This window comes from Streptomyces narbonensis, from assembly GCF_014649015.1.
GTDB classification, from domain to species: Bacteria; Actinomycetota; Actinomycetes; order Streptomycetales; family Streptomycetaceae; genus Streptomyces; species Streptomyces narbonensis.
The window spans coordinates 23,052-47,920 of record NZ_BMSF01000015.1 but is presented as its reverse complement, the minus strand read 5'-3'; the positions used below and the strand labels follow the sequence as shown (position 1 = coordinate 47,920).

Here is a 24,869-nt window from a genome sequence, read left to right as displayed (position 1 = left end):
CCGGCGGTTCCCCTTCGTGCTGACAGGCCGTGCTTACAGTGCGTCCGGACCGCGCTCGCCGGTGCGGACCCGTACGGCGGTCTCGACCGGCACGCTCCACACCTTGCCGTCTCCGATCTTGCCGGTTCGGGCGGCCTTCACGACGACGTCGATGAGCTGTTCGGCGTCCTCGTCCTCGACGAGGACCTCGATACGGATCTTGGGGACGAGGTCGACGGTGTACTCGGCGCCCCGGTAGACCTCGGTGTGGCCGCGCTGGCGTCCGTATCCGCTGGCCTCGGTGACCGTGAGGCCGTGGACGCCGAAGGCCTGGAGGGCCTCCTTGATCTCGTCGAGCCGGTGCGGCTTGACGACCGCGGTGATGAGCTTCATGCGTCCACCTTCTTGTTCTCCGTGACGGCCGGGGCGGGGGCGGCGGTGGAGCGCGAGGACGCTCCGCCGCCGGCTCCGCTGAAGTCGTACGCGGTCTCGGCGTGCTCGACCTGGTCGATGCCGGAGACCTCGTCGTCCTCGCTGACCCGCATCCCCATCGTCTTGTCGATGATCAGGGCGAGGATCGCGGAGGCGATCAGAGAGTAGGCGAGGACGGCGAAGACTCCGACGGCCTGCTTGCCGAGCTGGTCGAGGCCGCCGCCGTAGAAGAGGCCCTTGGCCTCGGACTGGACGCCGCCGGTGGCGAAGAAGCCGACGAGGAGGGAGCCGATGACACCGCCGACGAGGTGGACGCCGATGACGTCGAGGGAGTCGTCGTAGCCGAACTTGTACTTGAGGCCGACGGCCATGGCGCAGAGGAGGCCGGCGATGGCGCCGACGGCGATCGCGCCGAGCGGGCTGACGGCGCCGCCCGCCGGGGTGATGGCGACGAGGCCGGCGACCGCGCCGGAGGCGGCGCCGAGGGTGGTGAAGGAGCCGTGGCGGATCTTCTCGTACGCGAGCCAGGCGAGCATCGCGGCGGCGGTGGCGACCTGGGTGTTGACGAACATCACGGCGCCGACGCCGTCGTCGTTGCCGAGCCACGAGCCGGCGTTGAAGCCGAACCAGCCGAACCAGAGGAGACCGGCGCCCAACATGACCAGCGGGAGGCTGTGCGGGCGCATCGGGTCCTTCTTGAAGCCGACGCGCTTGCCGATGACGAGGATCACGCCGAGGGCCGCGGCACCGGCGTTGATGTGGACGGCGGTGCCGCCGGCGAAGTCGATGACGCCCATCTCGAAGAGCCAGCCGCCGGAGCCCCAGACCCAGTGGGCGACGGGGAAGTAGACGACGGTGACCCAAAGGGTGATGAAGAGGGCCCAGGCGGTGAACTTGACGCGGTCGGCCAGGGCGCCGCTGATCAGGGCGGGCGTGAGGACGGCGAACATCAGCTGGAAGACGGCGAAGACGTACACCGGGATGGTGTAGCCGTCCCACAGTTCGGTGACGCCGATGCCGCTGAGACCGACGTACTCGGAGGACCAGCCGATGATCGAGCCGGAGTCGGTGCCGAAGGCGAGGCTGAAGCCGTAGAGCACCCAGAGGATCGTGACGATCCCGAGGCTGATGAAGCTCATCATCAGCATGTTGAGGGTGGACTTGACGCGGACCATGCCTCCGTAGAAGAAGGCGAGAGCCGGGGTCATCAGCATGACCAGGGCGGAGCAGATGAGCATGAACCCGGTGTTGGCGGCGGACAGCTCGGGGGCGTCTGCTGCCAGGGTCGTGATGGCTGGTGCCATCGGCGTCTCCTCGTCGTCGGTACGGCCTGTGCGGGGCGGGGCCGGAGAGAGCGGCCGGCCGCGAGGGGCGTGGCCGGTTATGGCCCAGAGATTCGCGCAGCGCGGTTTCGGTCGATGCCGCACGATGTTTCGCGACGGTGACGAAGGGGTGGGGCGTGTTACGCCGCCGTGAACGGCCGGATCAAGGGCGTACCCACGCGGGACCTGCCCGGGACGCGCACGGGGTCGGCCCGGTACCGGCCCGGTACCGGCCCGGCGTCCGCCCGTGGGAACACGAGAACCGGCCGCGTCGGGCGTCCGTGTGACCTTGCGGCGGGGGAGCCGAGTCGGGCAGTACGGGACGTCCGGCGCGGCCGGGGTCAGGGGGGTCCTGGGAGAGCGTCCTGGGCGGGGTCAGACCGCTTCGGCGGCCTCCGGCAGGAGCTGGGTGAGCCGGTCGGTGAGCTGGACGACCTCGGCGACGTCGCTGTAGTTGCGTGCGGCGTGGTCGACGGTCTTGCGGAGCCGGGTGTTGACGCGCTCGGAGCGGATGCTCCGGGCGACGCCGAGGGCCTTCTCGGCGAGGACGACGGACTGCTCGGGCTCGCGCTTGAGGAGGTGGACGGTGGCCATCCCGATGAGGTTGAGCGCGTACGACCGCTGGTGGTCGGGGTCCTTCTCGAAGAGCTCGACGGCCCGCTCCATGACGGGTTCGGCGAGGGAGGCGTAGGTCGGGGAGCGGCCGGCGACATAGGCGAGGTCGCGGTAGGAGTGGGAGTTCTCGCCGTTGAGTTCGGCCTCGGAGAAGAAGCCGATCCAGTCGGGCTCGGGCTCGCCGTCGAGGCCGACGTCGGAGAAGGTGTCCTCGGCCATCCGGACGGCCCGCTTGCACTTGGAGGGCTGGCCCATGTTGGCGTAGGCGCGGGCCTCCATCGCATACAGCATGGCCTGGGTGCGGGGAGTGGCGCAGTCCCGACTGCCGTACTGGGCGAGGTGGATGAGTTCGAGGGCGTCGTCGGGCCGGCCGAGGTGGATCATCTGGCGGCTCATCGAGGACAGGATGTACGAGCCGAGGGGCTTGTCACCGGCCTCCTTGGCGGCGTGCAGCGCGAGCACGAAGTACTTCTGGGCGGTGGGCTGGAGGCCCACGTCGTAGCTCATCCAGCCAGCCAGTTCGGCCAGTTCGGCGGCGCAGGTGAAGAGGCGCTTGGCGGTGGCGGCGGGCTGGGGCTCCTGGAGGAGGTCGGTGACCTCGTGGAGCTGTCCGACGACGGCCTTGCGACGCAGTCCGCCGCCGCACTGGGCGTCCCACTTGCGGAACATGGCGGTGGTGGATTCGAGGAGGTCGAGCTCGATGTCGGAGAGCCGGTTGGAGCGGCGGTTCTCGGCCGGGGACTCGGGGCGCTCGATGTCGGTGACCGGGGTGGGGACGAGCCAGCGCTGCATCGGTTCGATGAGGGCGGGACCGGCGGCGAGCGAGAGCGAGGAGCCGAGGAAGCCGCGCCGGGCGAGCATGAGGTCGCTACGGGAGAACTCGCTGAGCAGGGCGACGGTCTGCGGTCCGGCCCAGGGCAGGTCCACGCCGGAGACGGACGGGGACTGGTGGGCGGTGCGCAGGCCGAGGTCCTCGACGGCGACGACGGAGCCGAAGCGCTCGGAGAACAGCTCGGAGAGGATCCTCGGGATGGGCTCGCGGGGCTGCTCGCCGTCGAGCCAGCGGCGCACCCGCGAGGTGTCCGTGGAGATGTGGTGCGCGCCCATCTGGCGCGCCCTGCGGTTCACCTGCCGTGCCAGTTCGCCCTTGGACCAGCCGCTGCGCACGAACCACGAGCCCAGCTGCTCGTTCGGGCGCTTGCCGGCAGTCGTACCGTCTGCGCCGTTGCCGCCCACTGGAACGCCCCCATCCACCTGATTGCCTGTCATGCGAACCCCTATCAGAATGCCGCTTCGCGGGGCCGTTCGTCCGGGGTTCTCACTCCTTCGAACTGGAAACCGGGTTGCCTCCGGCATACCCGTGCGCGCGAGCAGCCCCGGGGTTCGAGTACCGAAAGTAATCCTACGATCACCCCTCCGGTGAGGGCGATTCAAGAAACGCCACCATTCGCCACCCCTTCGAATGAACTCGCCACGCGCCGGACGCGATTCACTTGACATGCGACGAACCGGAGTACGGCGGACGGAGGCGCGGAGAGGCGCGCGCCACGGACCGCACCACCCCTCCCACGACCGCACGCCACAAACGGCGACGGACCGTGACCAAAGGTGACGACGGCGCTCCGGGTCGTAACCACCGGCGCGTTCGACCCGTTGGAGGGGGCATGGGCTTCACGATCGGCGGAATTCGTGAGATGCGGTCCGGCTCGCGCCGCCGCGTACGCACCACGGAGTGCACAGCGGTGGCCGAGTACACAGGGCTGTGGGGCTGGGACGTGGTCCCCGGAGCGCGGGCCGTGTCCGGCCGGTGCTCCTGCGGGGATCCGGCGTGTACGGCTCCGGGCGCGCACCCCCTCTCGTTCGCCGAACCGGTGCCGGCGGGCGCCGGTCTCGACGACGCGACGAAGGCCTGGGCCCAGTACCCGGGCGCGGCGCTGATGCTTCCGGTGGGCCGGGCCTTCGACGTGATCGAGGTCGCGGAGCCGGCGGGCCGGCGGGCGCTGGTCCGGCTGGAGCGCATGGGGCTCCCGCTGGGCCCGGTGTGCGCGACCCCGACCGGCCGGGCGCGGTTCTTCGTGGCGCCGGGCGCGGCGGCCGAGCTGCCGCGGCTGCTGTACCGGATGGGCTGGGACGACGCCGATCTGGACCTGCACTGTCTGGGGCCCGGAGCCCACATCACCGCTCCCCCGTCGGACCTGGGCGGGCTCGGTCCGGTGCGCTGGCTGCGGCCGCCGACGCTGGACACGGCGGGTGCTCCGCCGGAGGCGCGGTTGCTGCTCGGGACGCTGGCGTACATCTGTCACCGGACGCACTTCTGAGGTTCCGACATGCGTGAGGGCCCCCGCCGGAGTACGGCGGGGGCCCTCACGCGTCCGGGGCTCGTGCGGGAGCCGGTCAGTCGCCGATCAGGGCGTCGACGAAGGCGCCCGGCTCGAACGGCGCCAGGTCGTCCGGGCCCTCGCCCAGGCCGACCAGCTTGACCGGGACGCCCAGCTCGCGCTGGACGGCCACGACGATGCCGCCCTTGGCGGTGCCGTCGAGCTTGGTCAGGACGATGCCGGTGATGTCGACGACCTCGGCGAAGACACGCGCCTGGATGAGGCCGTTCTGCCCGGTGGTGGCGTCGAGGACGAGGAGGATCTCGTCGAGCGGGCCGTGTTTCTCGACGACGCGCTTGACCTTGCCGAGCTCGTCCATGAGGCCGGTCTTGGTGTGGAGGCGGCCGGCGGTGTCGATGAGGACGACGTCCGCACCCTCGGCGATGCCCTCCTTGACCGCGTCGAAGGCGATCGACGCCGGGTCGCCGCCCTCGGGTCCGCGCACGGTGCGGGCACCGACGCGCTCGCCCCAGGTCTGGAGCTGGTCGGCGGCGGCGGCCCGGAAGGTGTCGGCGGCGCCGAGGACGACGGACTTGCCGTCGGCGACCAGGACGCGGGCCAGCTTGCCGGTGGTGGTGGTCTTGCCGGTGCCGTTGACGCCGACGACCATGACCACACCCGGCACGTCGGCCGGGCTCTCGGTCTTCACCGTGCGGTCGAGGTCCGGGCCGAGGAGGGCGACGAGCTCCTCGCGGAGCAGGCCGCGCAGCTCGTCGGGGGTGCGGGTGCCGAGCACCCGGACCCGCTCGCGCAGCCGCTCGACGAGCTCCTGCGTGGGGGCGACGCCGACGTCCGCCGTGAGGAGGGTCTCCTCGATCTCCTCCCAGGTGTCCTCGTCGAGGTGCTCGCGGGAAAGGAGCGTCAGGAGCCCCTTGCCGAGCGAGTTCTGGGAGCGGGCGAGCCGGGCACGGAGCCGTACGAGACGGCCGGCGGTCGGCTCCGGGACCTCGATCTCCGGGGCCTCGGGCGCGGCGACGACGGGGTCCTCGACCGCGGCCGGCGTCTCGACGGCCTCCTCGGCCGTCGGGAGCTCGACCTCCTCGACCGTGCGGCGTGGTTCCTCCCGCGGCGTCTCCGCCTCCTCGCCGACGTGCGGTTCGGCGGGCGGAGCGGTGATGGTCGGCGTGGTGGACGGCGGCTCGGCGGGCGGCAGCTGCTTCTTCTTGCGGCCGCTGATCACGAGCCCGCTCGTCACGGCGACCGCGACGACCAGAGCGATGACTACAGCAAGGATGAGTTCCATAACCCGTCCAGTATCGGCCACGAGGGGCACAAAGTCGGAGCACGTACCCTGGATGGCTCCCCCACCTTCTTCACGGAGTACCCCCATGCCCCACGACGCCTCCGAAGCCGTAGGCGCGACGCACGACGGCGCGATGGAGACCCGCGGTCTCGAACCCGTCCCCGACGCCGAGCGGACCGGTCGGGTCCGCGAGCTCTTCCCGACGTGGGTCGCGGCCAACATCAGTGTGTTGCTGCTCACGATGGGCGCCGGCCTGATCGTCTTCAACGGCCTGAACTTCTGGCAGGTCCTGACCGTGGCGATCGCCGCGCCCGTGCTCTCGTACGGGATCGTCGGCCTGATCTCGATCGCGGGGAAGCGCGGCGGCGCGCCGGGCATGGCGCTGTCGCGGGCCGTGTTCGGCCAGCGCGGAAACCTTTTTCCCGGCGCGCTGATCTGGGTCGCCCGCTGGGGCTGGGAGACCATCAACGCGGTGACCGGCGCCTACGCGGTGCTGACCGTGCTCGACCTGCTCTTCGGCGTGAAGTCGAACACGCTCCTCATCGTGGTGACGCTGCTGCTCTTCGTCACCTGCACCTTCCTGGTCTCGGGTCTCGGGATCAACGCGCTGCGGGTGTGCAGCAAGTGGTCCACGTACCTCTTCGGCGCCTTCTCGGTCCTCGTCCTGGTCTACCTGGTGGCGAACACCGACTGGTCCGCGGTCTTCGACAAGCCGGCCGGTTCGACCGCGATGATGGTCGCGGGCATCGGCACCATCGCCGCGGGAGGCATCAGCTGGGTCCCGTCGGGTCCGGACTTCACCCGCTACCTGCCCCGGACGGCCTCCTCGAAGGCGATGGTCGGCTCGACGATCGGCGGCGCCGGGATCGTGGTCCTGCCGATGGTGCTGATGGGCGCGGTCATGGCCGTGTCGACGCCGGACCTCGCTTCGGCGCAGGACCCGGTCTCCTTCATCGGCGAGCTGCTCCCGATGTGGATCTCCGTGCCGTACCTGGTGATCGCGCTGCTCGGGATGCTGCTGATCAACTCGATGTCGATGTACTCGGCCGGCTTCACGGCGCAGACCCTGGGCATCAAGGTGTCGCGCGCGGCGGCGGTCAGCGTGAACGCCGTGATCAGCCTGGTCTTCGGCTTCCTGCTGATGGTGGTGGCGACCAGCTTCATCGGTTCGTTCATCTCGTTCCTCACCCTGCTCGCCGTGGCGTTCTCGGCGTGGATCGGCGTCTTCGGCGTGGACATGCTGCGCCGCCGGTCGTACGACGCGGAGGCGTTGATGGACACCACCCGGACCAGCGCGTACTGGTACCGGGGCGGTTTCGCCTGGCAGGCGATGGCGGCGTGGGCCGTGGCGCTGCTCGTGGGCCTGCTGTTCACCAAGGTCGACTGGTTCGCGGGTCCGCTCGCCTCCTCGTGGATCGGTGAGAACGGCCTGGGCTGGGCGGCGACGATCGTGGTGGCGGGCGTGCTGTACGCCGTGCTGCCGCGGACGCCCGAGAAGGCTCCGGTGGCGCCCGCCGAGGTGCGCGAGACCGTTTCCATCTGACGCCACGTCAGATAACGTCCCCCTTCGCCGGATCCCACGAGCGGAGGGGGACTTCCCATGCCCTTCACAGTCGTACGGTTCAACCTCGTCGACCCGCGGGCGACCCCCGTCTCCCTCGCGGCCCGCTACCGGGCGGCCGTCGAGATGGCCGCCCACGCCGACGCGCACGGGGTCGACACGGTCCAGACCGAGGAGCACCACGGCGTCGCGAACAACTGGCTGCCTTCCCCCTTCACCTTCGCGGGCGCGGTCTTCGGGGCGACGAAGAGGATCGCGGTCACCGTCTCGGCGATCATCGGGCCGCTGCACGACCCGCTGCGGCTGGCCGAGGACATCGCGGTCCTGGACCTGCTGAGCGGAGGCCGCCTCGTGACGGTGGCGGGGATCGGCTACCGGCCGGAGGAGTACGGGGAGCGCGGGGTCGAATGGGGCCGGCGCGGGAAGCTCCAGGACCTGCTCCTGGAGACCCTGCTGACGGCGTGGACCGGGGAGCCGTTCACCTATCAGGGCCGTACGGTACGAGTCACCCCTCGACCGCTCACCCAGCCGCACCCGATGCTCCTGGTCGGCGGCTCGTCGCGGGCGGCGGCGCGGCGGGCGGCCCGGCTCGGGCTGCCCTTCTTCCCGAGCGCGCACCTGCCGGAGCTCGAGGCGTACTACCAGGAGCGGTGCGCCGAGTACGGCACGGAGGGCTGGACGATGATGCCGGCCGAGGAGACGCCGCTGCTGCACCTGTCGGAGGATCCGGACCGGACCTGGGCGGAGTACGGGGAGCACTTCCTGCACGAGGCGCGGACGTACGCCTCCTGGCAGTCGAAGGACATCCGCTCGGCGGTGCGGTCGACGGCGACGACGGTGGAGGAGCTGCGCGCGGAGGGGGTCTACCGGGTGGTGACGCCGGACGAGTGCGTGGCGCTCGGCCTGGAGAGCCTGGTGCTGCATCCGCTGTGCGGCGGGATGCCGGTCGAGGAGGGGTGGCGGAGCCTGCGGCTGTTCTGCGACGGCGTACTGCCCCGGCTCGGGGCGTAGGGCCTCGGGCCGGGGCAGTTCCGTGGAAGAGGAGCGGGGCAGCGGGGTTTAGCCCATCTCCTCCAACGCCTTGCCCTTGGTCTCCTTGACGTACCTGAGCACGAAGGGGATCGAGAGCACGGCGAAGACCGTGTAGATGATGTAGGTGCCGGAGAGGTTCCAGTCCGCGAGGGACGGGAAGCTCGCGGTGATGGCCCAGTTGGCGATCCACTGCGCGGAGGCGGCGACGCCGAGGGCGGCGGCGCGGATCCGGTTGGGGAACATCTCGCCGAGGAAGACCCAGACCACGACGCCCCAGGAGAGGGCGAAGAAGAGGACGAAGACGTGGGCGGCGACGAGCGCCACGACGCCCTGGGTCTCGGGGAGCTTGCCGTCGACGAGGTCGGCGGAGAAGGCCCAGGCCTCGAAGGCGAGGGCGATCGCCATGCCGACGGAGCCGACGAGGGCGAGCGGCTTCCGGCCGACGCGGTCGACCAGGACCATGGCGATCACGGTGCCGATGATGTTGATGATCGACGTCGTGAACGAGTAGAAGAACGAGCTGGACGGGTCGATGCCGACCGACTGCCAGAGCGTCGCGGAGTAGTAGAAGGCGACGTTGATGCCGACGAGCTGCTGGAAGATCGAGAGTCCGATGCCGACCCAGACGATGGGCAGCAGCTTGAACCTGCTGCCGGCGACGAGCAGGTCCTTGAAGGTGGACTTGTGCTCGCTGCGCATGGCCCGGTCGATCTCGGCGACGCGCGCGTCGAGGTCGACGCCGTGGCCCTCGACCTCGGCGAGGACCTCCTTGGCCCGGTCGGTCTTCCCGACGGAGATGAGGAAGCGCGGGGACTCGGGGATGGCGAAGGACAGCATGCCGTAGAGGAGAGCGGGGACGACCATCACGCCGAGCATCCACTGCCAGGCCTCGAGGCCGCCGATCTCACCGCGCTGGTCCCCGTCGGCGAGCTGGAGGATGCCGTAGTTGACCAGCTGGGAGATGGCGATGCCGATGACGATCGCGGCCTGCTGGAAGGAGCCGAGGCGGCCGCGGTAGGCGGCGGGGGCGACCTCGGCGATGTACGCGGGGCCGATGACGGAGGCCATGCCGATGGCGAAGCCGCCGATGACCCGCCACAGGGCCAGGTCCCAGAGGGCGAAGGGGAGCGCGGAGCCCACGGCGCTGACGGCGAAGAGGACCGCGGAGATCTGCATGCAGCGGATGCGGCCGATGCGGTCGGCGATCCGGCCGGCGGTCGCGGCGCCGATGGCGCAGCCGATCAGGGCGATGGCGATGACCTGGGCGAGGGTGCCGGAGCCGATGTCGTACCGGTCCCGGATCGCCTCGACGGCGCCGTTGATGACGGAGCTGTCGTAGCCGAAGAGGAACCCGCCCATCGCGGCGGAGGCCGTGATGAAGATGACGTGGCCGAGGTGGTCAGGATGGGCCGCTCGGCCTTCGGACGGCGGCGGCGTGGGCGCCTGCGCGGTACTGGTCACATGGACTCCTGGGTGGGGGGCAAGCCCTTCCAGTGGCGCACAACTTCACGCCGCTCACCACGTGAAGGTAAAAGCAACGTTGCAGAGACTATGCCTTCAAGTTTCGAAGTCAATAGCCGATGTCGTATGACTTTAAGAACGTGACAGGCCACATCAGATTCAAGACTTGAAGAGATGGAGCCTCAGCGCAGTCGCTGGCTGATCACCTTCGAGACGCCGTCGCCCTGCATGGACACGCCGTACAGCGCGTCCGCGACCTCCATCGTCCGCTTCTGGTGCGTGATCACGATCAGCTGCGAGGACTCCTGGAGCTCCTCCATGATCCGGATGAGCCGCTGGAGGTTGGTGTCGTCGAGCGCCGCCTCGACCTCGTCCATCACGTAGAACGGGCTGGGCCTGGCCTTGAAGATCGAGACCAGCAGCGCCACGGCGGTGAGCGACCGCTCGCCGCCGGAGAGCAGCGAGAGCCTCTTGACCTTCTTGCCCGGCGGCCGGGCCTCCACGTCGACGCCGGTGGTGAGCATGTTGTCCGGGTCGGTGAGGATCAGCCGGCCCTCGCCGCCGGGGAAGAGCCGCGAGAAGACGCCCTCGAACTCCCGGGCCGTGTCCCGGTAGGCCTCCGTGAAGACCTGCTCGACCCGTACGTCGACCTCCTTCACGACCTGAAGGAGGTCGCTCCGGGTCTTCTTCAGGTCCTCCAGCTGCTCGGAGAGGAAGCGGTGCCGCTCCTCCAGGGCCGCGAACTCTTCCAAAGCCAGCGGGTTGACCTTCCCGAGCTGGTGGTACGCCCGTTCGGCGGCCTTGAGCCGCTTCTCCTGCTCCGAACGGACGAACGACCGGGCGGTCTCCGCCTCTTCCGGGTGCTCTTCGCCGTCCACGGAGGGCGACGGGGGTACGGGCTGGTCGGGGCCGTACTCGGCGACCAGCGCGGCCGCCTCCACCCCGAACTCCTCCAGAGCCTTCGCCTCCAGCTGCTCGATCCGCATCCGCTTCTCCGCGCCGAGCACTTCGCCGCGGTGGACCGAGTCGGTCAGCTTGTCCAGCTCGGCCTTGAGGTCCCGGGCGCGGGCCCGGGCCACCGTGAGTCCCTGTTCACGATCGGCCCTCGCCGCCTGGGCCGCCACTCGCTCCCGCTCCGCGCGGACGAGCGAGACCTCCACATGGGCGAGGAGGCCGCGGGCCCCGGCGGCGACCGCGCCCGCGACCCGGCGCTCGTGCCGGAGCCTGGTCCGGCGCTGTTCCGCACGCGCGCGTGCCTCGCGTTCGGCGCGGGCGGCCCGGTCGAGGGAGTCGGCGCGCCCGGCGAGCCCCTTGACCCGCTCCTCGTGGGTACGGACCTGGAGCCGCGCCTCCATCTCGGTCTGGCGGGCGTTGGAGCCGTCGATCGAGAGCCGGTCGCGGACGGAGGTGTCGGGCTCGTCGTCACCGTCCCCGAAGGCGGTGGGCTCCTGGGCGACGAGGAGCCGCTCGGCCAGCTCCTCCGCGTCGGCGACGGCCTTCTCCAGGGCCTCCTGGGCGCGCGCGACGGCAGCCGCGGTCCGCTCGGCCTCCCCCGCCGCTCCCCTGGCCTGCCCGGCGAGCCGTCCCAGCTCCGTGGCGACCGCCGACTTCTCCCGCTCGGCGGCCCGGCGGCTCGCGTCCAGCTGCTCGACGAGCGCTCCCGCGCTCCGGCGGCGCTCCTCGGCCTCGCGCTGCGCGGTGGCCGACTCCTCGCACCGGACGGCCAGTTCGTCGAGCTCGGCGGCGGCCTCGGCCACCGAGGCCTGGACTTCGAGGAGGCTGGGCGCGCCGGCGGAGCCGCCGTGCGCGAAGTGCCCGCCGAGCAGGTCCCCTTCGGTGGTGACGGCGGTGAGCCCCGGGTGGGACCGGACCAGCCGCTCGGCCTCGTCGAGGCCGTCGACGACGACCACTCCGGCCAGCAACCGACGTACTGAGGGGAGGAGTTCGGCTGGTCCGTGGACCAGGTCGGCGGCGCTCGGGCAGCCCTCGGCACCGAGGTCGACGCCGGGGGGCGGCTCCGGTGCGTCGGTCAGGAGGAGGGAGGCACGGCCCGCGTCCTGCTTGCGGAGGAGGCGCAGGGCCTCGGCCGCGGCGGCCGGCCCGGTGGCGGCGACCGCGTCGGCGGCGGCGCCGAGGGCTGCGGCCACGGGGATCTCGTATCCCGGGGAGACGGAGAGGAGTTCGGCGGCCGGGCCGAGGAGTCCGGTGACGCCGGCGGAGAGCAGGGCGCCCGTGCCGTCCTTGCGGCGCAGACCGAGGGCGAGGGTGTCGTGCCGGGCGCGGGTCGCGGCCCGGCTCCGCTCGGCCGAGCCGAGGGCTTCGCGGGCGGCGCTCAGCGCGCTGTCCGCCTCGGCGAGTGCACGCCGGGCCGCCTCGTACCGCTCGCCGTGCTCGCCGTTCGCGGCGTCGAGACCCTGGACCTCCGCCGTGAGCTGCTCGTACTCCTCCTGGGCGGCGACCGCCCGGTCCGCCGCCTCGTCGCGGGCGGCGGCCAGCCGGTCGATCTCGGCCTGGGCGGCGGCGGCGCGCGAGCGGGCCGCGTTCACCTGGCCGTGGAGGCGCGCGAGGCCCTCGCGCCGGTCGGCGATGGCCCGGGCCGCGTCCTTGAGACGGCGCTCCTCCGCGGTCAGCGCGCGTTCGAGCTCGGCGCGGTGGGCGACGGTGTCCTCCAGGGCGCGCTCGGCCGCCTCCAGGGCGGCTTCGAGTTCGGCCTCCTGCTCGCGGACGCGGGCGGCCTCCCGCTCCAGGTCCTCGGGGTCGCGGCCGCGCCGCTCCTCGGCGGGCGCGTCGGCGGCGCTCTTCACGCGCGCGTCGGCGAGGGAGATCGTGCCGCGGACGCGTTCGGCGAGCTGGGAGAGGGCGTACCAGCTCTGCTGGGCGCGTTCGAGGCGGGGGGCGAGGGCCTGGACCTCGGCTTCGAGTGCCGCCTCGCGGGCGAGCGCGTCGCGCAGCTCGGTCCCGGTGGCCTCCTTGCGGGCGAGGAGGGCCGCCTCGTCGGCGACTTCGGCGGTGAGCGCCCGCTGGAGCCGGTCCAGGTCGTCGGCGAGGAGCCGGAGGCGGGCGTCGCGCAGGTCGGCCTGGATGACGACGGCCCGGCGGGCGACGGCGGCCTGCCGGCCGAGGGGCTTGAGCTGGCGCCGGAGTTCGTCGGCGAGGTCCTGCACGCGCGCGAGGTTGGCCTGCATCGCGTCGAGCTTCCGCAGCGCCTTCTCTTTGCGCTTGCGGTGCTTGAGGACGCCGGAGGCCTCCTCGATGAAGGCGCGGCGTCCCATCGGGTCGGCGTGCAGGACGGAGTCGAGCTGGCCCTGGCCGACGATGACGTGCATCTCGCGTCCGATGCCGGAGTCGGAGAGCAGGTCCTGGATGTCGAGCAGCCGGCAGGTGTCGCCGTTGATCTGGTACTCGCTGCTGCCGCCCCGGAACATGATCCGGGTGATGGTGACCTCGGCGTAGTCGATGGGCAGCGCGCCGTCGGAGTTGTCGATGGTCAGCGAGACCTCGGCGCGGCCGAGCGGGGGGCGCCCGGTCGTGCCGGCGAAGATGACGTCCTCCATCTTGCCGCCGCGCAGCGACTTGGCGCCCTGCTCTCCCATGACCCAGGACAAGGCGTCCACGACGTTGGACTTGCCCGATCCGTTGGGGCCCACGACACAGGTGATGCCGGGTTCGAACCGCAGGGTCGTGGCCGAGGCGAACGACTTGAATCCGCGGAGGGTCAGGGCCTTGAGGTGCACCCCGGGGACTCTACCGGGGCTCGCGCGTTTCACTCGCGAAGGTGTAGGGCAGATCACCGGGTGAGGAGGGGTGATCGCGGGGTGGGCCGTGGGGGAAACGGCGGGTGAAAGAAAGAAGGGACGCCGAAGCGCCCCTTGCATATCCAGCTGTGCCTTGTCCTGCTACGCCGACGCGGGTTCCCGGTCGGCGATGCCGGACGGAGTGTTTCCCACCTGGCCCCTGGGGGCTGGGTTGTCAGGTGAGCGCAGGCTCCGCCTGGGGTACGTCGAGATCGATGCTGTCGAGCAGCGACTCTCCCTGGTGCTGAGCGGCGGCAGCCGCGAGCGTGTCGTTCTCGGACTGGATCCGTACCAGCTCGGATTCCAGGTCCTGGACGCGCTGCTGAAGCCGTCGCATCTCGGCGAGGAGTCGCGGGTCGGAGCCGCCGACGTAACCGAGAAGCGCCTTTGCCATGATGGATGGTCCTCCACACTGAGTGACCGACCGATTGCGGTGTGGGTCGTGAGGGATTCGCACCCGCGGTGCTCGGCAGTGCATCGTGCCGGTTCTTACTGCCAAACAGCTAAGGTGCGCGGGGATTCCAGCGTCTCACCAAAAAGTTTGACGGTCAACACGATCACGCCCCGTTCGAAGGGGCGCCCGGGGAGTCGGCGGCCGCGCGACTGGCAGCCGTGCCTCTCGACCCGGTGCCTCGGGGCGTGGCGATCATCCTTTACGGGCAGCCTTCCACGGCGCGCACTTCTTGGCAACCACCAGGCAGTTCTCCGCTCCCTCCCTCGTCACGGCGTGTTCCACCGACGCCCCTCCCGGTCACCGAGGAGGGGTCACCGGCACGAACGTCAGCGGATCGCGAAGCTCTCGTAGCCGCCGCGCGGGGTGCCCCATATCTCCGTGACTCCGTCCACGCGGCCGGGCGTGTCGCCCGTGCGGAGCCAGTCGAGAAGACGGTGGCAATTCTCACTCGGCCCCTCGGCCACCACCTGCACACGGCCGTCGTCGAGGTTCAGGGCGAAGCCCACGAGGCCGCCGATCTCCAGTGCGTTTGCCCTGGTGAACCAGCGAAAGCCCACTCCCTGTACCCGGCCGCGCACCCAGGCGGTCATCCGTACGTCGTCACTCATGGCTGCACGCTAACCGGCGGATTGCCCGATGAGCACGTCGCCCCGGCTTCTCATCGCGTACAGTCCCGTCGGAATGCGGCTCACTCGTTCGGGCGCGCGCCATTCGGTCGTCGGCCCGAATCAAGCCGACAGCAAAGATCAGCAAAGAACAGCAAAGTCCGGCACACACCAGCAAGGGTCCGCAGGGAACGGCGGAGCTCCGCAGAGGAAGGCAGGCAGCACATGGGACGCCACCGTCGCTCCGGCTCCGCGCCCGCGGCAGAAGACTACGCGGCCGGTTCGGACCGCCGACACCGGGGTGACCGCCGCAAGCGGCGGGCCGTGCGCACCGGACTCCTCGGCGCCTCCGCGGCGGTCGCGGTGGGAGCCGTGGCCGTCGCCTCGGGTCTACTCCCCGGCGGGGACACCTTCACCGTCGGGAACACCGCCTCGGACGAGCGTCAGGTCCAGTCCAGGCAGGCCCCGGAGCTGACGACGCAGGGCGGGGCGACCCAGACGCCGGCCGGCGGCGGGTCGGCCGGCACGGGCAGCGGCGCGGCCACCACCGCCGGCTCCGGTTCGGGCAAGAGCCCGAGTGCCCGCCCGAGCGCGAGCGCCAGCAAGTCCGCCTCCCCCTCGGCCGCCCCCTCCACCTCCGCGAAGCCGAGCCCGAAGGCGACCCCGCCGAAGGCCACCCCGTCCAAGGCGGCGACCACCTCCAAGCCCGTGGCCCCGAAGGCCCCGGTCGCGCCCACGACGAAGCCGGCCCCGCCGCGGCCGACGCCGGCCCCGACCACCGAGGCGCCGGTCGAGACCACGGCCGCTCCCTCCACGGCCGACCGGGGCGCGGCGGCCGAGGCGGAGGTCTTCCGGCTGGTCAACGCGGAGCGCGGCAAGGTGGGCTGCACGCCGGTCCGCGCGGACGCGCAGCTCGCGGCGCTGGCCGGAGCGTTCAGCGCGGACATGGCGGAGCGCGGCTTCTTCGACCACACGGACCCGGACGGGGACACCCCGTGGGCGCGCGCCGAGCAGGCGGGCGTCACGGGCCTGGCCGGCGAGAACATCGCGCGCGGCCAGGCGGACGCGGCGGCCGTGATGGAGTCCTGGATGAACAGCGACGGCCACCGCGCCAACATCCTGAACTGCGACTTCACGACGCTGGGCGTCGGCGTGCACTTCGGTGACGGCGGCCCCTGGTGGACCCAGGACTTCGGCCGCTGAGTCCGTTCCCGTACGCGAAAGGGCCCCGTCACCACTGTGGTGACGGGGCCCTTTCCGTTGCGCGGGGCCGGCGGTCAGGCGGCGACCTTGCCGGCCGCGAAGGTGCGCGCGGTCACGGCGACGCGGTGGCCGAGGTGCTCGGCGGTGGCGACGTCCGCCTTGTGGACGCCGTCGGGGCCCAGGTCGGTGTGGGTCTGGGCGCCGGCGCCGGAGAAGAAGCCGAGGCGGTTGAGGTCGTTCTCGGAGGCCTCGCTGCTGCTCCAGCCGGGCTTCAGGCCGAGGTTGACCCAGGTCATGCCGTGCTGGCCGGCGAGGGTCTGGAAGAACTGCAGGGTGTGCAGCTTGTCGCCGCTCTTGGAGCCGGAGTTGGTGAATCCGGCGGCGAGCTTGTCCAGCCAGGCATCGGCGAACCAGCGCTTCGAGGTGGCCTCGGCGAACTGGTGGAAGGCGCCCGACGCGGTGCCCATGTAGGTCGGGGAGCCGAAGACGATCGCGTCGGAGGAGTCGAGCAGCTCCCACTCGGCGTCGGTGATCCCGTCCACGTTGATCAGGTGGACGGTGGCACCCGCGTCGACGGCGCCGGCGCGGACGGCCTCGGCCAGGACCGCGGTGTGGCCGTAGCCGGAGTGGTAGGCGATGGAGACGACGGGGGTGGTCACAAGGAGCTCCTCGAAAGGTCTGCGGGGTATGACCAGAAGTAGAGCACTAACTTTTGGAAAGCGCAAGCAATTGGATAGCGCCGCACTGTCGGTAAGCGCTGTGCGCGAGTACGGTAGAGGGCATGACTGACGACCTCGCCTACGACGTCTTCGCGCGGGCCTGCCCTTCGCGCGGCACGCTGGAGCACGTGACGGGCCGCTGGGGCAGCCTGACCCTGGGCGCCCTGTACGACGGGACGTTCCGCTTCAACGAGCTGCGGCGCCGGGTCGACGGCGTGAGCGAGAAGATGCTGTCGCAGACGCTCCACGCGCTGGAGCGCGACGGTCTCGTCCACCGGGACGCGCAGCCCACGAACCCGCCGCGGGTCGACTACCGGCTCACACCGCTCGGCCGTGAGATCGCGGAGCGGCTCATCGGCCTGATCGAGCTGGTGGAGGGCCGCATGCCGCAGGTCGAGGCGGCACGCGAGAGTTACGACGCGGGGCGCACGGCTCCGGTCACGGGCTGACCGCCCGGACCGTCACCCGCCCGAGGTCATCACGCGCCCCGGACCATCACGTCCGGGGTCGTCACACGCCCGGGGTCGTCACACGCCCGGAGGTCGCCACCCGCCCGGGGTCGTCACGCGCTCGTGGTCGTCACACGCCCGGGGTCGTCACGCGCTCGTGGTCGTCATGCGCTCGGAGTCGTCACACGCCCGGAGTCGTCACACGCCCGGGGTCGTCACACGCCCGGAGGTCGTCACACGCTCGTGGTCGTCACGCGCTCGTGGTCGTCATGCGCTCGGGCGTGGCGGGCGCTGGCAGCGCGGGCAGAAGTAGCTGGACCGGTTCATCCAGGGCCGCCTGCGCATCGGCGTACCGCAGCGGCGGCACGGTTCGTCCTCGCGCCCGTAGGCGTCGAGCGAGCGGTCGAAGTAGCCGGACTCGCCGTTGACGTTCACGTACAGGCTGTCGAAGCTGGTGCCGCCGACCGCGAGGGCTTCGTTCATGACGTCCCGGGCGTGCCCGAGGAGTTCCGCCGAGCGCGGCCTGGTGAGCGTGGCGGTGGGCCGGTCGTAGTGCAGCCGGGAGCGCCAGAGCGCCTCGTCCGCGTAGATGTTGCCGACGCCGCTGATCAGCGACTGGTCGAGCAGGGCCCTCTTGACGGTCGTACGCCGCAGCCGCAGCGCGCGGTGGAAGGCGGCCTCGTCGAACTCGGGGTCCAGTGGGTCCCGGGCGATGTGGGCGATGACGTCCGGCAGCCCGTCGGGCGTCTGGTCGTGGAGCGAGAGCCCGCCGAAGGTGCGCTGGTCGACGAAGCGGAGCTCGGTGCCCGTCGCGTCGTCGAAGCGGATCCGGATGCGGAGGTGCTTCTCGTCGGCGGCGTCCTCCGGCTGGACGAGCAGCTGACCGCTCATGCCCAGGTGCCCGAGCACGGAGGTGCCGGTGTCGGCCAGCGGCAGCCAGAGGTACTTGCCCCGGCGCCGCGCCACCTCGAAGCGCTGCCCCTTCAGCCGCGACGCGAAGTCCGCGCCGCCGGCGGGATGACGTCGCACGGCCCTCGGGTGCAGCACCTCTACCTCGGTCACGGTCCGTCCGGCGACCCAGCGCTCCAGTCCGCGCCGTACGACCTCGACTTCGGGCAGCTCGGGCACGGGACTCCTCCGGACGACGTCGATCGACTGCGCCTCAACCCTACCGGCGTACATGCCGGGGAAAACCCTCGGGAAATGACGAGAACCCCGCCCTGGGGCGGGGTTCTCGGGAAGCGGTGGAGGGGAAGGCCGTCAGGCCGTCGCCCCGTCCGTGGTCGGAGAGGGGTCGGCGACCTCTCCCGTACCGGCTTCGGCAGCGGCCTTGGCCGCCGCCACGCGCTCGTCCGCAGCCGCGCGAATCGCGCGCCACGCGGACTCCGCCGCCTGCTGTTCCGCTTCCTTCTTGCTGCGGCCGGTGCCGGTGCCGTACGAGACACCACCGACGCGGGCGGCAGCAGTGAAGACCTTCTCGTGGTCCGGTCCCTCTTCGGAGACGAGGTATTCCGGCACACCCAGGCCCTCGGCCGCGGTGAGCTCCTGGAGACTGGTCTTCCAGTCCAGGCCGGCACCGAGGCTTGAGGACTTCTCGATCAGCGGGTCGAAGAGCCGGTGAACCAGCTCGGACGCCGCGTCGAGGCCCTGGTCGAGATAGACCGCGCCGATCACCGCTTCAAGGGTGTCGGCGAGGATGGACGCCTTGTCCCGGCCACCCGTGCCCTCTTCGCCCCGGCCGAGCCGGATGAAGGAGCCGAGTTCGAGGCCGCGACCGACCTCCGCAAGTGCGCGTGAGTTGACCACCGCGGCCCGCAGCTTGGCCAGCTGGCCTTCGGGCAGGTCGGGGTGGGTGCGGTACAGCGTGTCCGTGACCACCAGGCCGAGCACGGAGTCCCCGAGGAACTCGAGACGCTCGTTGGTGGGCAGGCCGCCGTTCTCGTACGCGAACGAACGGTGGGTCAGTGCACGCACCAGAAGGGCGGACTCGAGCCGATAGCCGAGCCGCCCTTCCAGAAGCGTGTGGGACGAGGCATGGTCCGTCTTGTCGTCCGTCTTGCGGGACTCAGACATTGCGCCTCTCACCAGCCCAATCAGACCGAGAGGACCTGGCGCTTGTTGTAGGTGCCGCAGCTCGGGCACGCGATGTGCTGCAGCTTCGGCTCCTGGCAACGCTCACACGAAACCAGGGTGGGGACCGCAGCCTTCCACTGCGACCGGCGGTGGCGCGTGTTGCTGCGCGACATCTTCCGCTTCGGAACAGCCACGGCTACTTCTCCTGCTTCTCGGCGGCGCTTCGGACGTCCCCGTCAGAGGCTTTGCCGCTCATGTTGTCCTTCTCATCGGTTCCCAGCGAACCGGCGAGTCCCTGCAATGCCGCCCAACGGGCGTCGACGGCATCATGGTGGTGGTCCGGGTCCTCGTTCAGGTTGGCTCCACACTCGGAGCACAGACCCGCACAGTCGTCCCGGCACACCGGCTGCATCGGCAGTGCGAGCACCACCGCATCACGCAGCAGAGGTTCGAGGTCGAACATGCCGTCCTCGAGGGGGATCATGTCCTCGTCTTCCTCGGCTTCGTCGTCCGCGGCCGCCTTGGAGCGGCCCCGGTCGTCGGAGTCGGGGTACGAGAACATCTCCTGGAAGTCCACGTCGAGCTCCAGCTCGACGGGCTCCAGACACCTTACGCACTCCCCCTCGGCCGATGCACGGGCGGTGCCTGTGACAAGCACCCCTTCCATGACCGACTCGAGACGGAGATCGATTTCCACCGGAGCGCCCTCGGGCACCCCGATGACCCCTTCGACGCCGAGGGCCGCGGGGGCCTCTACGGAACGCGAGAGCCGCTGGAGGGCACCAGGACGCCGCCCCAGCTCGTGCGTGTCGAACACGAGGGGGTTGCGGTGGTCGAGGCGCGTGCTCAGGGCTCTTCCTGCTTTCGAATCGTGAGGGGGCCGCCAGAAGTGGGCAGCAAGGATCGCGGAACAGGCGCGACCGAAGAGCCAGGATACTGGACGCTTCGCTCAGGGCCCAATCCGGGCCCCGCGTCCCTTACTGCCCCTGTTCGTACCGGCGCAGCTGCTCCAGGTCGATCATGCTCGTGTCGAAGAAACTGGTCTCGTCGAGCGCGGCGGCCGGCTGCTGCTGCGGGGCCTGGGGCTGGTACTCGTGCTGCTGGTGCTGCTGCTCGTAGCCGTACTGGCCCTGGTAGGCGTACGGGTCGGGCTGCTGCTGCGGATAGCCGTACGGGTCCGGCTGTCCCCCTGGGCCGTGCGGCCCGGGAGGTACCCCCAGCTGGTAGCCGTACGCGGGCTCCTGCTGCGGCTGCTGCTGGTAGCCGTACGGGTCGGGCTGCTGCTGGGCCGGGATCTGCGCGGGGGCCTGTGCGGGGACAGGGACCGGCTGGGGGTCGGCGAGCTCCGCGAGCCCGGCGAGGTAGTCGGCGTCGCTCGTGTGCACCGTGCCGCCGAGGCCGTCCTGCGCGGCCATGTGCTCGCCGAGGTCGTCGGTGGCGATCCGGCCGTGCAGCTTCTGCCGGCCCCGCCCGACGGCCTCCAGGGTCTTGCTGAGCACCGCCTCGAAGGCGCCGAGCTTGGCGTCCACGTACTCGTCGGCCCGGCTGATCAGCGTCTGCGGGTCCGCGCTGTACTCGGGGGCGTCCTCGTCCGCGTAACCGTCCTGGTCGAGGCCCGGGCCCCGGCCGAGGAGCTTCTCGCGGCCCCGGTCGACGGAGCCGATGGTCTTGTTGAGGACGACCTCGAAGTTCGCGAGCTTGGAGTCGACGTAGTCGTCGGCCTCGGCGCGGACCTCCTCCGCCTCACGGCGGGCCTCGGCGAGGATCCGGTCGGCCTCGCCCTGCGACTCCCGGGCGACCTGGGTGTCGGAGACGATCGAGCCGCGCTCCGCGTGGGCCGCCTCGATGATCCGCTCCGCCTCCTGGCGGGCCCGCTCGACCATCTGCTCGCGGCCGCCGATGAGCTCCTGGGCCTGGGCGAGGGAGCCCGGCAGGGCGTCCCGTACCTCGTCGAGCAGGGCGAGCAGCTCGGCCCGGTTGATCACACAGGATGCCGACATCGGCATGGAGCGGGCGCCCTGCACGGTCGCGACGATCTCGTCGAGCTTCTTCTGCACGTCCACCGGGTGCTCGCCACTCTCTACAGCTGGATGGAGACGGACGGGACGACTGTAAGGGCAGTCGGCTCCCGTCCGACACCAGATGACGGAGCGTCAGCGGCGGTGGCCGCGCGTCACTTCTGCGCGAGGCGCTCGGTCAGCCTGCCGAGGACCTGCGGCGGGACCAGGTGCGAGACGTCGCCGCCCCAGGCCGCCACCTCCTTGACCAGCGAGGAGGAGAGGAAGCTGTACGTGGGGTTGGTGGGGACGAAGAGGGTCTCCACGCCCGTGAGGCCGATGTTCATCTGGGCCATCTGCAGCTCGTAGTCGAAGTCGCTGACGGCGCGCAGGCCCTTGACGATGGCGGGGATGTCCCGCTGCTTGCAGAAGTCGACGAGCAGTCCGTGGAAGGACTCCACCTCGACGTTGCCGAAGTCGGCGGTGACTTCGCGGATCAGCTCGATCCGCTCCTCGACCGTGAACAGTCCCTTCTTGGACTGGTTGATCATCACCGCGACGTGTACGACGTCGTACAGCTTGGAGGCGCGGGCGATGATGTCGAGATGTCCGTTGGTGATGGGGTCGAATGACCCCGGACAGACGGCGCGGCGCAACGTGGGTCCCTCGCTCTCCGGTCCGGTCATCGTGCGTCTTCGCACGTAGAGGCGGCGCGACCGTACCAAAACGTTCCCTCGCCGTAACGACGGGCCCGCAGTGGCTCGAATCCGGCCGGCCAGCCGAACTCGCCGCCTCGGGTGCTGCGCTCCACGGTGACGAGAGCGTCGTCCGTGAGCCAGCCTTCCGAGCGGAGTGTGAGGAGGATCTCGCGAAGATCGTCGTCCGCGACGGCGTACGGAGGGTCGAGGAAGACCAGGTCGTACGGATCGGCCGGGGCCGGTCCCGTCACGATCTGCTCCGCCTTGCCGGTCCGGAGCTCGGCGCCGGGCAGGCCGAGTGTCCGGATGTTGTCCCGGATCGTCTTCGCGGCGCGCGGATCGGCCTCGACGAGGAGGGCGTGGACCGCACCCCGGGAGAGCGCTTCGAGTCCGACGGCGCCGGAGCCCGCGTACAGGTCGGCGACCCGGGCGCCTGACAGGCCGTGGAACGCCTCCCAGGTGGAGAAGAGGCCCTCACGCGCCCGGTCGGACGTGGGACGGGTGCCGGTGCCGGGGGGCACGGCCAGGCGGCGCCCACCGGCGGTGCCGGCGATCACGCGGGTCATCGGTTTCCTCGTTCTCCATAAGTCATTGCGCTGGCAATAGCTTATGGCGACTGCCGGCGGCCCGGGGTCAGCCCTTCTCCAGGTACTCCTCCCGGTCCTTGTCCAGCAGGGCTTCGAGGGCGGTGCGCAGGCCGGGGTGGGCGGTGAGGTCCGGGTCGGCGAGGACGAGGGAGGTGGCCTCCTCGCGGGCGGCGGCGATGACCTCCTCGTCGTCGATGACGGTGAGCACCTTCAGGGAGGAGCGGACGCCGGACTGGGCCTGGCCGAGGACGTCGCCCTCGCGGCGCTGTTCGAGGTCGATGCGGGAGAGCTCGAAGCCGTCGAGGGTGGCGGCGACGGCGCCGAGGCGCTGCCGGGCGGGGCTGGCCTCGGGCATCTCGGTGACGAGGAGGCAGAGGCCGGGGGCGGATCCGCGGCCGACGCGGCCGCGGAGCTGGTGGAGCTGGGAGACGCCGAAGCGGTCGCCGTCCATGATCACCATGGCGGTGGCGTTGGGGACGTTGACCCCGACCTCGATGACGGTGGTGGCGACGAGGACGTCGAGCTCGCCGGCGGCGAAGCGCCGCATGACGTCGTCCTTGTCGTCGGGGTGCATCCGGCCGTGCAGGACGGCGATCCGCAGGCCGGCGAGGGGGCCCGTACGGAGCTTCTCGGCGACCTCCAGGACGGCGAGCGGCGGGCGCTTCTCGGCCTCGTCCTCGGCGGACGCCTTGGCCTTCTTCTTCTGGTCCTCCTCGTCGCCGATCCGGGGACAGACGACGTACGCCTGGTGGCCGTTCTCCACCTCCTCGCGGACCCGCTCCCAGGCGCGCGCGAGGAAGTGCGGCTTGTCGGCGGCGGGGACGACGTGGGTGGCGATCGGGGAACGGCCGGCGGGCAGCTGGTCGAGGACGGAGGTCTCCAGGTCGCCGAAGACGGTCATGGCGACCGTGCGCGGGATGGGCGTGGCGGTCATCACGAGGAGGTGGGGCGGCTGCTTGCCCTTGCCCCGGAGGGCGTCGCGCTGTTCGACGCCGAAGCGGTGCTGCTCGTCGACGACGACCAGGCCGAGGTCGTGGAACTTGACCTTGTCCTCGATCAGCGCGTGGGTGCCGATGACGATCCCGGCCTCGCCGGTGACGAGGTCGAGGAGGGCCTGCCGGCGGGCGGCCGTGCCCATGGAGCCGGTGAGCAGGACGACCTTGGTGGCCCGCTCGGCGCCGCCCAGCATGCCGCCCTCGGCGAGCTCGCCCATCATCTCGGTCACCGAGCGGTGGTGCTGCTGGGCGAGGACCTCGGTGGGGGCGAGCATCGCGGCCTGTCCCCCGGCGTCGACGACGGCGAGCATGGCCCGGAGCGCGACCATGGTCTTTCCGCTGCCGACCTCGCCCTGGAGGAGGCGGTGCATGGGGTGTTCGGTGGCGAGGTCGTCGAAGATCTCGCGGGAGACCTTCTGCTGGCCGTCGGTGAGGGTGAAGGGCAGCTTGGCGTCGAAGGCGTCGAGGACGGCGCCGGGGACGGGGCGGCGGGCGACGGCGGGGAGTTGGGTGTCGGCGTGCCGCCGGCGGGCGAGGGCGACCTGGAGGACGAAGGCCTCGTCCCACTTGAGCCGGTCGCGGGCGTCGGCGATGTCCGCCTTGGTGCGGGGGCGGTGGACCTTCCGCAGGGCCTCGGGCAGCTCGGCGAGGCCGCGGCCCTCGCGCAGGGCGGGCGGCAGGGGGTCGACGGCGTCCTCGGCGTGCGGCAGGACGGCGTCGACGGCCTTGGCGATCTTCCAGGACTCCAGCTTGGTGGTGGCCGGGTAGATCGGGATGAGGGCCCCGGCCCAGCTGCCGACGCTGTCGGCGGCCTCGTCGCCGTCGCCGCGGAGGAGTTCGTACGCGGGATGGGCGAGCTGGAGACGGCGGTTGAAGAGCGAGACCTTGCCGGAGAACATCGCGCGGGTGCCGGGCAGCAGGTCCTTGTGCGGCTTGTGCACGCCCTTGCCGAAGAAGACCAGTTGGAGCCGGCCACTGCCGTCCGTGATGGTCACTTCGAGGCGCTGGCCGCGTCCCTTGGAGCCGTTGAAGGTGAGCACACGGGCGTCGGCGACCTGCGCGACGACCGTGACGTGCTCGTCGAGCGGCAGGTCGGAGAGTGTGGTCAGTTCCCCCCGCTCGGCGTACCGGCGGGGGTAGTGGTGGAGCAGGTCACCGACCGTGTGCAGGTCGAGCGCCTCGGCCATGACCTTGGCGGTGGCGGGGCCGAGGGACTTCTTGAGTGGTTCGTCGAGCGCGGGCACGCGTTCCATTGCACACCACGGGACCGAC

Annotated in this window: 22 protein-coding genes; 5 read left to right on the top strand and 17 right to left on the bottom strand. The window is 71.2% G+C overall.

Annotation, left to right across the window (positions count from 1 at the left end):
* Positions 1-33: 33 nt before the first annotated feature.
* The 3 genes from IE124_RS25990 to nsdA form a co-directional block, all read right to left on the bottom strand.
* The gene (locus IE124_RS25990) at positions 34-372 is read right to left on the bottom strand and encodes a P-II family nitrogen regulator (protein WP_015036464.1); all 339 of its coding nucleotides are present in this window, start codon (positions 370-372) and stop codon (positions 34-36) included.
* The gene (locus IE124_RS25985) at positions 369-1,715 is read right to left on the bottom strand and encodes an ammonium transporter (protein ID WP_189510902.1); all 1,347 of its coding nucleotides are present in this window, start codon (positions 1,713-1,715) and stop codon (positions 369-371) included. The genes IE124_RS25990 and IE124_RS25985 overlap by 4 nt, the downstream gene beginning before the upstream one ends.
* Before the next feature lie 393 nt (positions 1,716-2,108).
* A complete protein-coding gene (gene nsdA / locus IE124_RS25980; RefSeq protein ID WP_189511091.1) occupies positions 2,109-3,584 on the bottom strand; it encodes a transcriptional repressor NsdA in 1,476 nt (491 codons plus the stop codon).
* A 428-nt stretch (positions 3,585-4,012) separates the two neighbouring features.
* Between nsdA and IE124_RS25975 the strand changes: the two genes are divergently transcribed.
* Positions 4,013-4,666 (top strand): bifunctional DNA primase/polymerase, encoded by a 654-nt coding sequence (locus IE124_RS25975; protein WP_189510900.1) that lies wholly within the window; start codon positions 4,013-4,015, stop codon positions 4,664-4,666.
* A 76-nt stretch (positions 4,667-4,742) separates the two neighbouring features.
* Here the strand turns inward: IE124_RS25975 and ftsY are convergent, their stop codons facing one another.
* Positions 4,743-5,969: a signal recognition particle-docking protein FtsY gene (ftsY, locus tag IE124_RS25970; protein WP_189510898.1), complete on the bottom strand. Its 1,227-nt coding sequence runs from the start codon at positions 5,967-5,969 to the stop codon at positions 4,743-4,745.
* 85 nt (positions 5,970-6,054) lie between these two features.
* On the opposite strand from ftsY, the gene IE124_RS25965 reads away from it, so the two are divergent.
* Both IE124_RS25965 and IE124_RS25960 read left to right on the top strand, forming a co-directional pair.
* The gene (locus IE124_RS25965) at positions 6,055-7,512 is read left to right on the top strand and encodes a cytosine permease (RefSeq protein ID WP_189510896.1); all 1,458 of its coding nucleotides are present in this window, start codon (positions 6,055-6,057) and stop codon (positions 7,510-7,512) included.
* A gap of 57 nt (positions 7,513-7,569) precedes the next feature.
* Positions 7,570-8,541, top strand: coding sequence for an LLM class flavin-dependent oxidoreductase (locus IE124_RS25960; protein ID WP_189510894.1), 972 nt, complete (start codon positions 7,570-7,572; stop codon positions 8,539-8,541).
* A 48-nt stretch (positions 8,542-8,589) separates the two neighbouring features.
* On the opposite strand, the gene IE124_RS25955 is transcribed toward IE124_RS25960, so the two are convergent.
* The 4 genes from IE124_RS25955 to IE124_RS25940 all read right to left on the bottom strand — a co-directional run bounded on the left by IE124_RS25955 (position 8,590) and on the right by IE124_RS25940 (position 14,879).
* Positions 8,590-10,023, bottom strand: a complete 1,434-nt coding sequence (locus IE124_RS25955) for a sugar porter family MFS transporter (RefSeq protein WP_189510892.1) — start codon at positions 10,021-10,023, stop codon at positions 8,590-8,592.
* 182 nt (positions 10,024-10,205) lie between these two features.
* Positions 10,206-13,757: a chromosome segregation protein SMC gene (smc, locus tag IE124_RS25950; RefSeq protein ID WP_189510890.1), complete on the bottom strand. Its 3,552-nt coding sequence runs from the start codon at positions 13,755-13,757 to the stop codon at positions 10,206-10,208.
* Between the two features lie 235 nt (positions 13,758-13,992).
* The gene (locus IE124_RS25945; protein ID WP_055641131.1) at positions 13,993-14,211 is read right to left on the bottom strand and encodes a hypothetical protein; all 219 of its coding nucleotides are present in this window, start codon (positions 14,209-14,211) and stop codon (positions 13,993-13,995) included.
* Between the two features lie 386 nt (positions 14,212-14,597).
* Entirely contained in the window at positions 14,598-14,879 is a 282-nt protein-coding gene (locus IE124_RS25940; RefSeq protein ID WP_189510888.1) for an acylphosphatase, read from the bottom strand.
* Positions 14,880-15,101: 222 nt separating this feature from the next.
* Between IE124_RS25940 and IE124_RS25935 the strand changes: the two genes are divergently transcribed.
* Complete coding sequence (locus IE124_RS25935; RefSeq protein ID WP_189510886.1) at positions 15,102-16,079, top strand: CAP domain-containing protein; 978 nt, start codon at positions 15,102-15,104, stop codon at positions 16,077-16,079.
* A gap of 74 nt (positions 16,080-16,153) precedes the next feature.
* On the opposite strand, the gene IE124_RS25930 is transcribed toward IE124_RS25935, so the two are convergent.
* Positions 16,154-16,738, bottom strand: a complete 585-nt coding sequence (locus IE124_RS25930; RefSeq protein WP_189510883.1) for a flavodoxin family protein — start codon at positions 16,736-16,738, stop codon at positions 16,154-16,156.
* Between the two features lie 122 nt (positions 16,739-16,860).
* Here IE124_RS25930 and IE124_RS25925 point away from each other — a divergent pair, with 122 nt between their 5' ends.
* Positions 16,861-17,247 carry a winged helix-turn-helix transcriptional regulator gene (locus IE124_RS25925; protein WP_189510880.1) on the top strand — a complete coding sequence of 129 codons (387 nt, stop codon included), beginning with the start codon at positions 16,861-16,863 and terminating at the stop codon, positions 17,245-17,247.
* A gap of 267 nt (positions 17,248-17,514) precedes the next feature.
* Here the strand turns inward: IE124_RS25925 and mutM are convergent, their stop codons facing one another.
* The 8 genes from mutM to recG form a co-directional block, all read right to left on the bottom strand.
* Positions 17,515-18,375, bottom strand: coding sequence for a bifunctional DNA-formamidopyrimidine glycosylase/DNA-(apurinic or apyrimidinic site) lyase (mutM, locus tag IE124_RS25920; RefSeq protein WP_189510877.1), 861 nt, complete (start codon positions 18,373-18,375; stop codon positions 17,515-17,517).
* A gap of 132 nt (positions 18,376-18,507) precedes the next feature.
* Positions 18,508-19,320, bottom strand: coding sequence for a ribonuclease III (rnc, locus tag IE124_RS25915; RefSeq protein WP_189510875.1), 813 nt, complete (start codon positions 19,318-19,320; stop codon positions 18,508-18,510).
* Between the two features lie 20 nt (positions 19,321-19,340).
* Entirely contained in the window at positions 19,341-19,514 is a 174-nt protein-coding gene (rpmF, locus tag IE124_RS25910; protein WP_015036448.1) for a 50S ribosomal protein L32, read from the bottom strand.
* 2 nt (positions 19,515-19,516) lie between these two features.
* The gene (locus IE124_RS25905; protein ID WP_189511089.1) at positions 19,517-20,170 is read right to left on the bottom strand and encodes a YceD family protein; all 654 of its coding nucleotides are present in this window, start codon (positions 20,168-20,170) and stop codon (positions 19,517-19,519) included.
* Positions 20,171-20,297: 127 nt separating this feature from the next.
* A complete protein-coding gene (locus IE124_RS25900) occupies positions 20,298-21,383 on the bottom strand; it encodes a F0F1 ATP synthase subunit B (protein WP_189510872.1) in 1,086 nt (361 codons plus the stop codon).
* Between the two features lie 110 nt (positions 21,384-21,493).
* A complete protein-coding gene (gene coaD / locus IE124_RS25895) occupies positions 21,494-21,973 on the bottom strand; it encodes a pantetheine-phosphate adenylyltransferase (protein ID WP_189511087.1) in 480 nt (159 codons plus the stop codon).
* A gap of 26 nt (positions 21,974-21,999) precedes the next feature.
* Positions 22,000-22,581 (bottom strand): 16S rRNA (guanine(966)-N(2))-methyltransferase RsmD, encoded by a 582-nt coding sequence (gene rsmD / locus IE124_RS25890; RefSeq protein WP_189510869.1) that lies wholly within the window; start codon positions 22,579-22,581, stop codon positions 22,000-22,002.
* Positions 22,582-22,648: 67 nt separating this feature from the next.
* A complete protein-coding gene (gene recG, locus IE124_RS25885; protein ID WP_189510866.1) occupies positions 22,649-24,850 on the bottom strand; it encodes an ATP-dependent DNA helicase RecG in 2,202 nt (733 codons plus the stop codon).
* Between the last annotated feature and the right edge of the window lie 19 nt (positions 24,851-24,869).

What these genes read in the sequence shown, in the direction of transcription:
- IE124_RS25985 (WP_189510902.1), bottom strand. Translation starts at nt 1,715, where the DNA reads ATGGCACCAGCCATCACGACCCTGGCAGCAGACGCCCCCGAGCTGTCC.
- IE124_RS25965 (WP_189510896.1), top strand. Translation starts at nt 6,055, where the DNA reads ATGCCCCACGACGCCTCCGAAGCCGTAGGCGCGACGCACGACGGCGCG.
- IE124_RS25960 (WP_189510894.1), top strand. Translation starts at nt 7,570, where the DNA reads ATGCCCTTCACAGTCGTACGGTTCAACCTCGTCGACCCGCGGGCGACC.
- rnc (WP_189510875.1), bottom strand. Translation starts at nt 19,320, where the DNA reads ATGTCTGAGTCCCGCAAGACGGACGACAAGACGGACCATGCCTCGTCC.
- rsmD (WP_189510869.1), bottom strand. Translation starts at nt 22,581, where the DNA reads ATGACCCGCGTGATCGCCGGCACCGCCGGTGGGCGCCGCCTGGCCGTG.
- IE124_RS25940 (WP_189510888.1), bottom strand. Translation starts at nt 14,879, where the DNA reads ATGAGTGACGACGTACGGATGACCGCCTGGGTGCGCGGCCGGGTACAG.
- IE124_RS25925 (WP_189510880.1), top strand. Translation starts at nt 16,861, where the DNA reads ATGACTGACGACCTCGCCTACGACGTCTTCGCGCGGGCCTGCCCTTCG.
- IE124_RS25975 (WP_189510900.1), top strand. Translation starts at nt 4,013, where the DNA reads ATGGGCTTCACGATCGGCGGAATTCGTGAGATGCGGTCCGGCTCGCGC.
- recG (WP_189510866.1), bottom strand. Translation starts at nt 24,850, where the DNA reads ATGGAACGCGTGCCCGCGCTCGACGAACCACTCAAGAAGTCCCTCGGC.
- IE124_RS25990 (WP_015036464.1), bottom strand. Translation starts at nt 372, where the DNA reads ATGAAGCTCATCACCGCGGTCGTCAAGCCGCACCGGCTCGACGAGATC.
- IE124_RS25935 (WP_189510886.1), top strand. Translation starts at nt 15,102, where the DNA reads ATGGGACGCCACCGTCGCTCCGGCTCCGCGCCCGCGGCAGAAGACTAC.
- IE124_RS25945 (WP_055641131.1), bottom strand. Translation starts at nt 14,211, where the DNA reads ATGGCAAAGGCGCTTCTCGGTTACGTCGGCGGCTCCGACCCGCGACTC.
- ftsY (WP_189510898.1), bottom strand. Translation starts at nt 5,969, where the DNA reads ATGGAACTCATCCTTGCTGTAGTCATCGCTCTGGTCGTCGCGGTCGCC.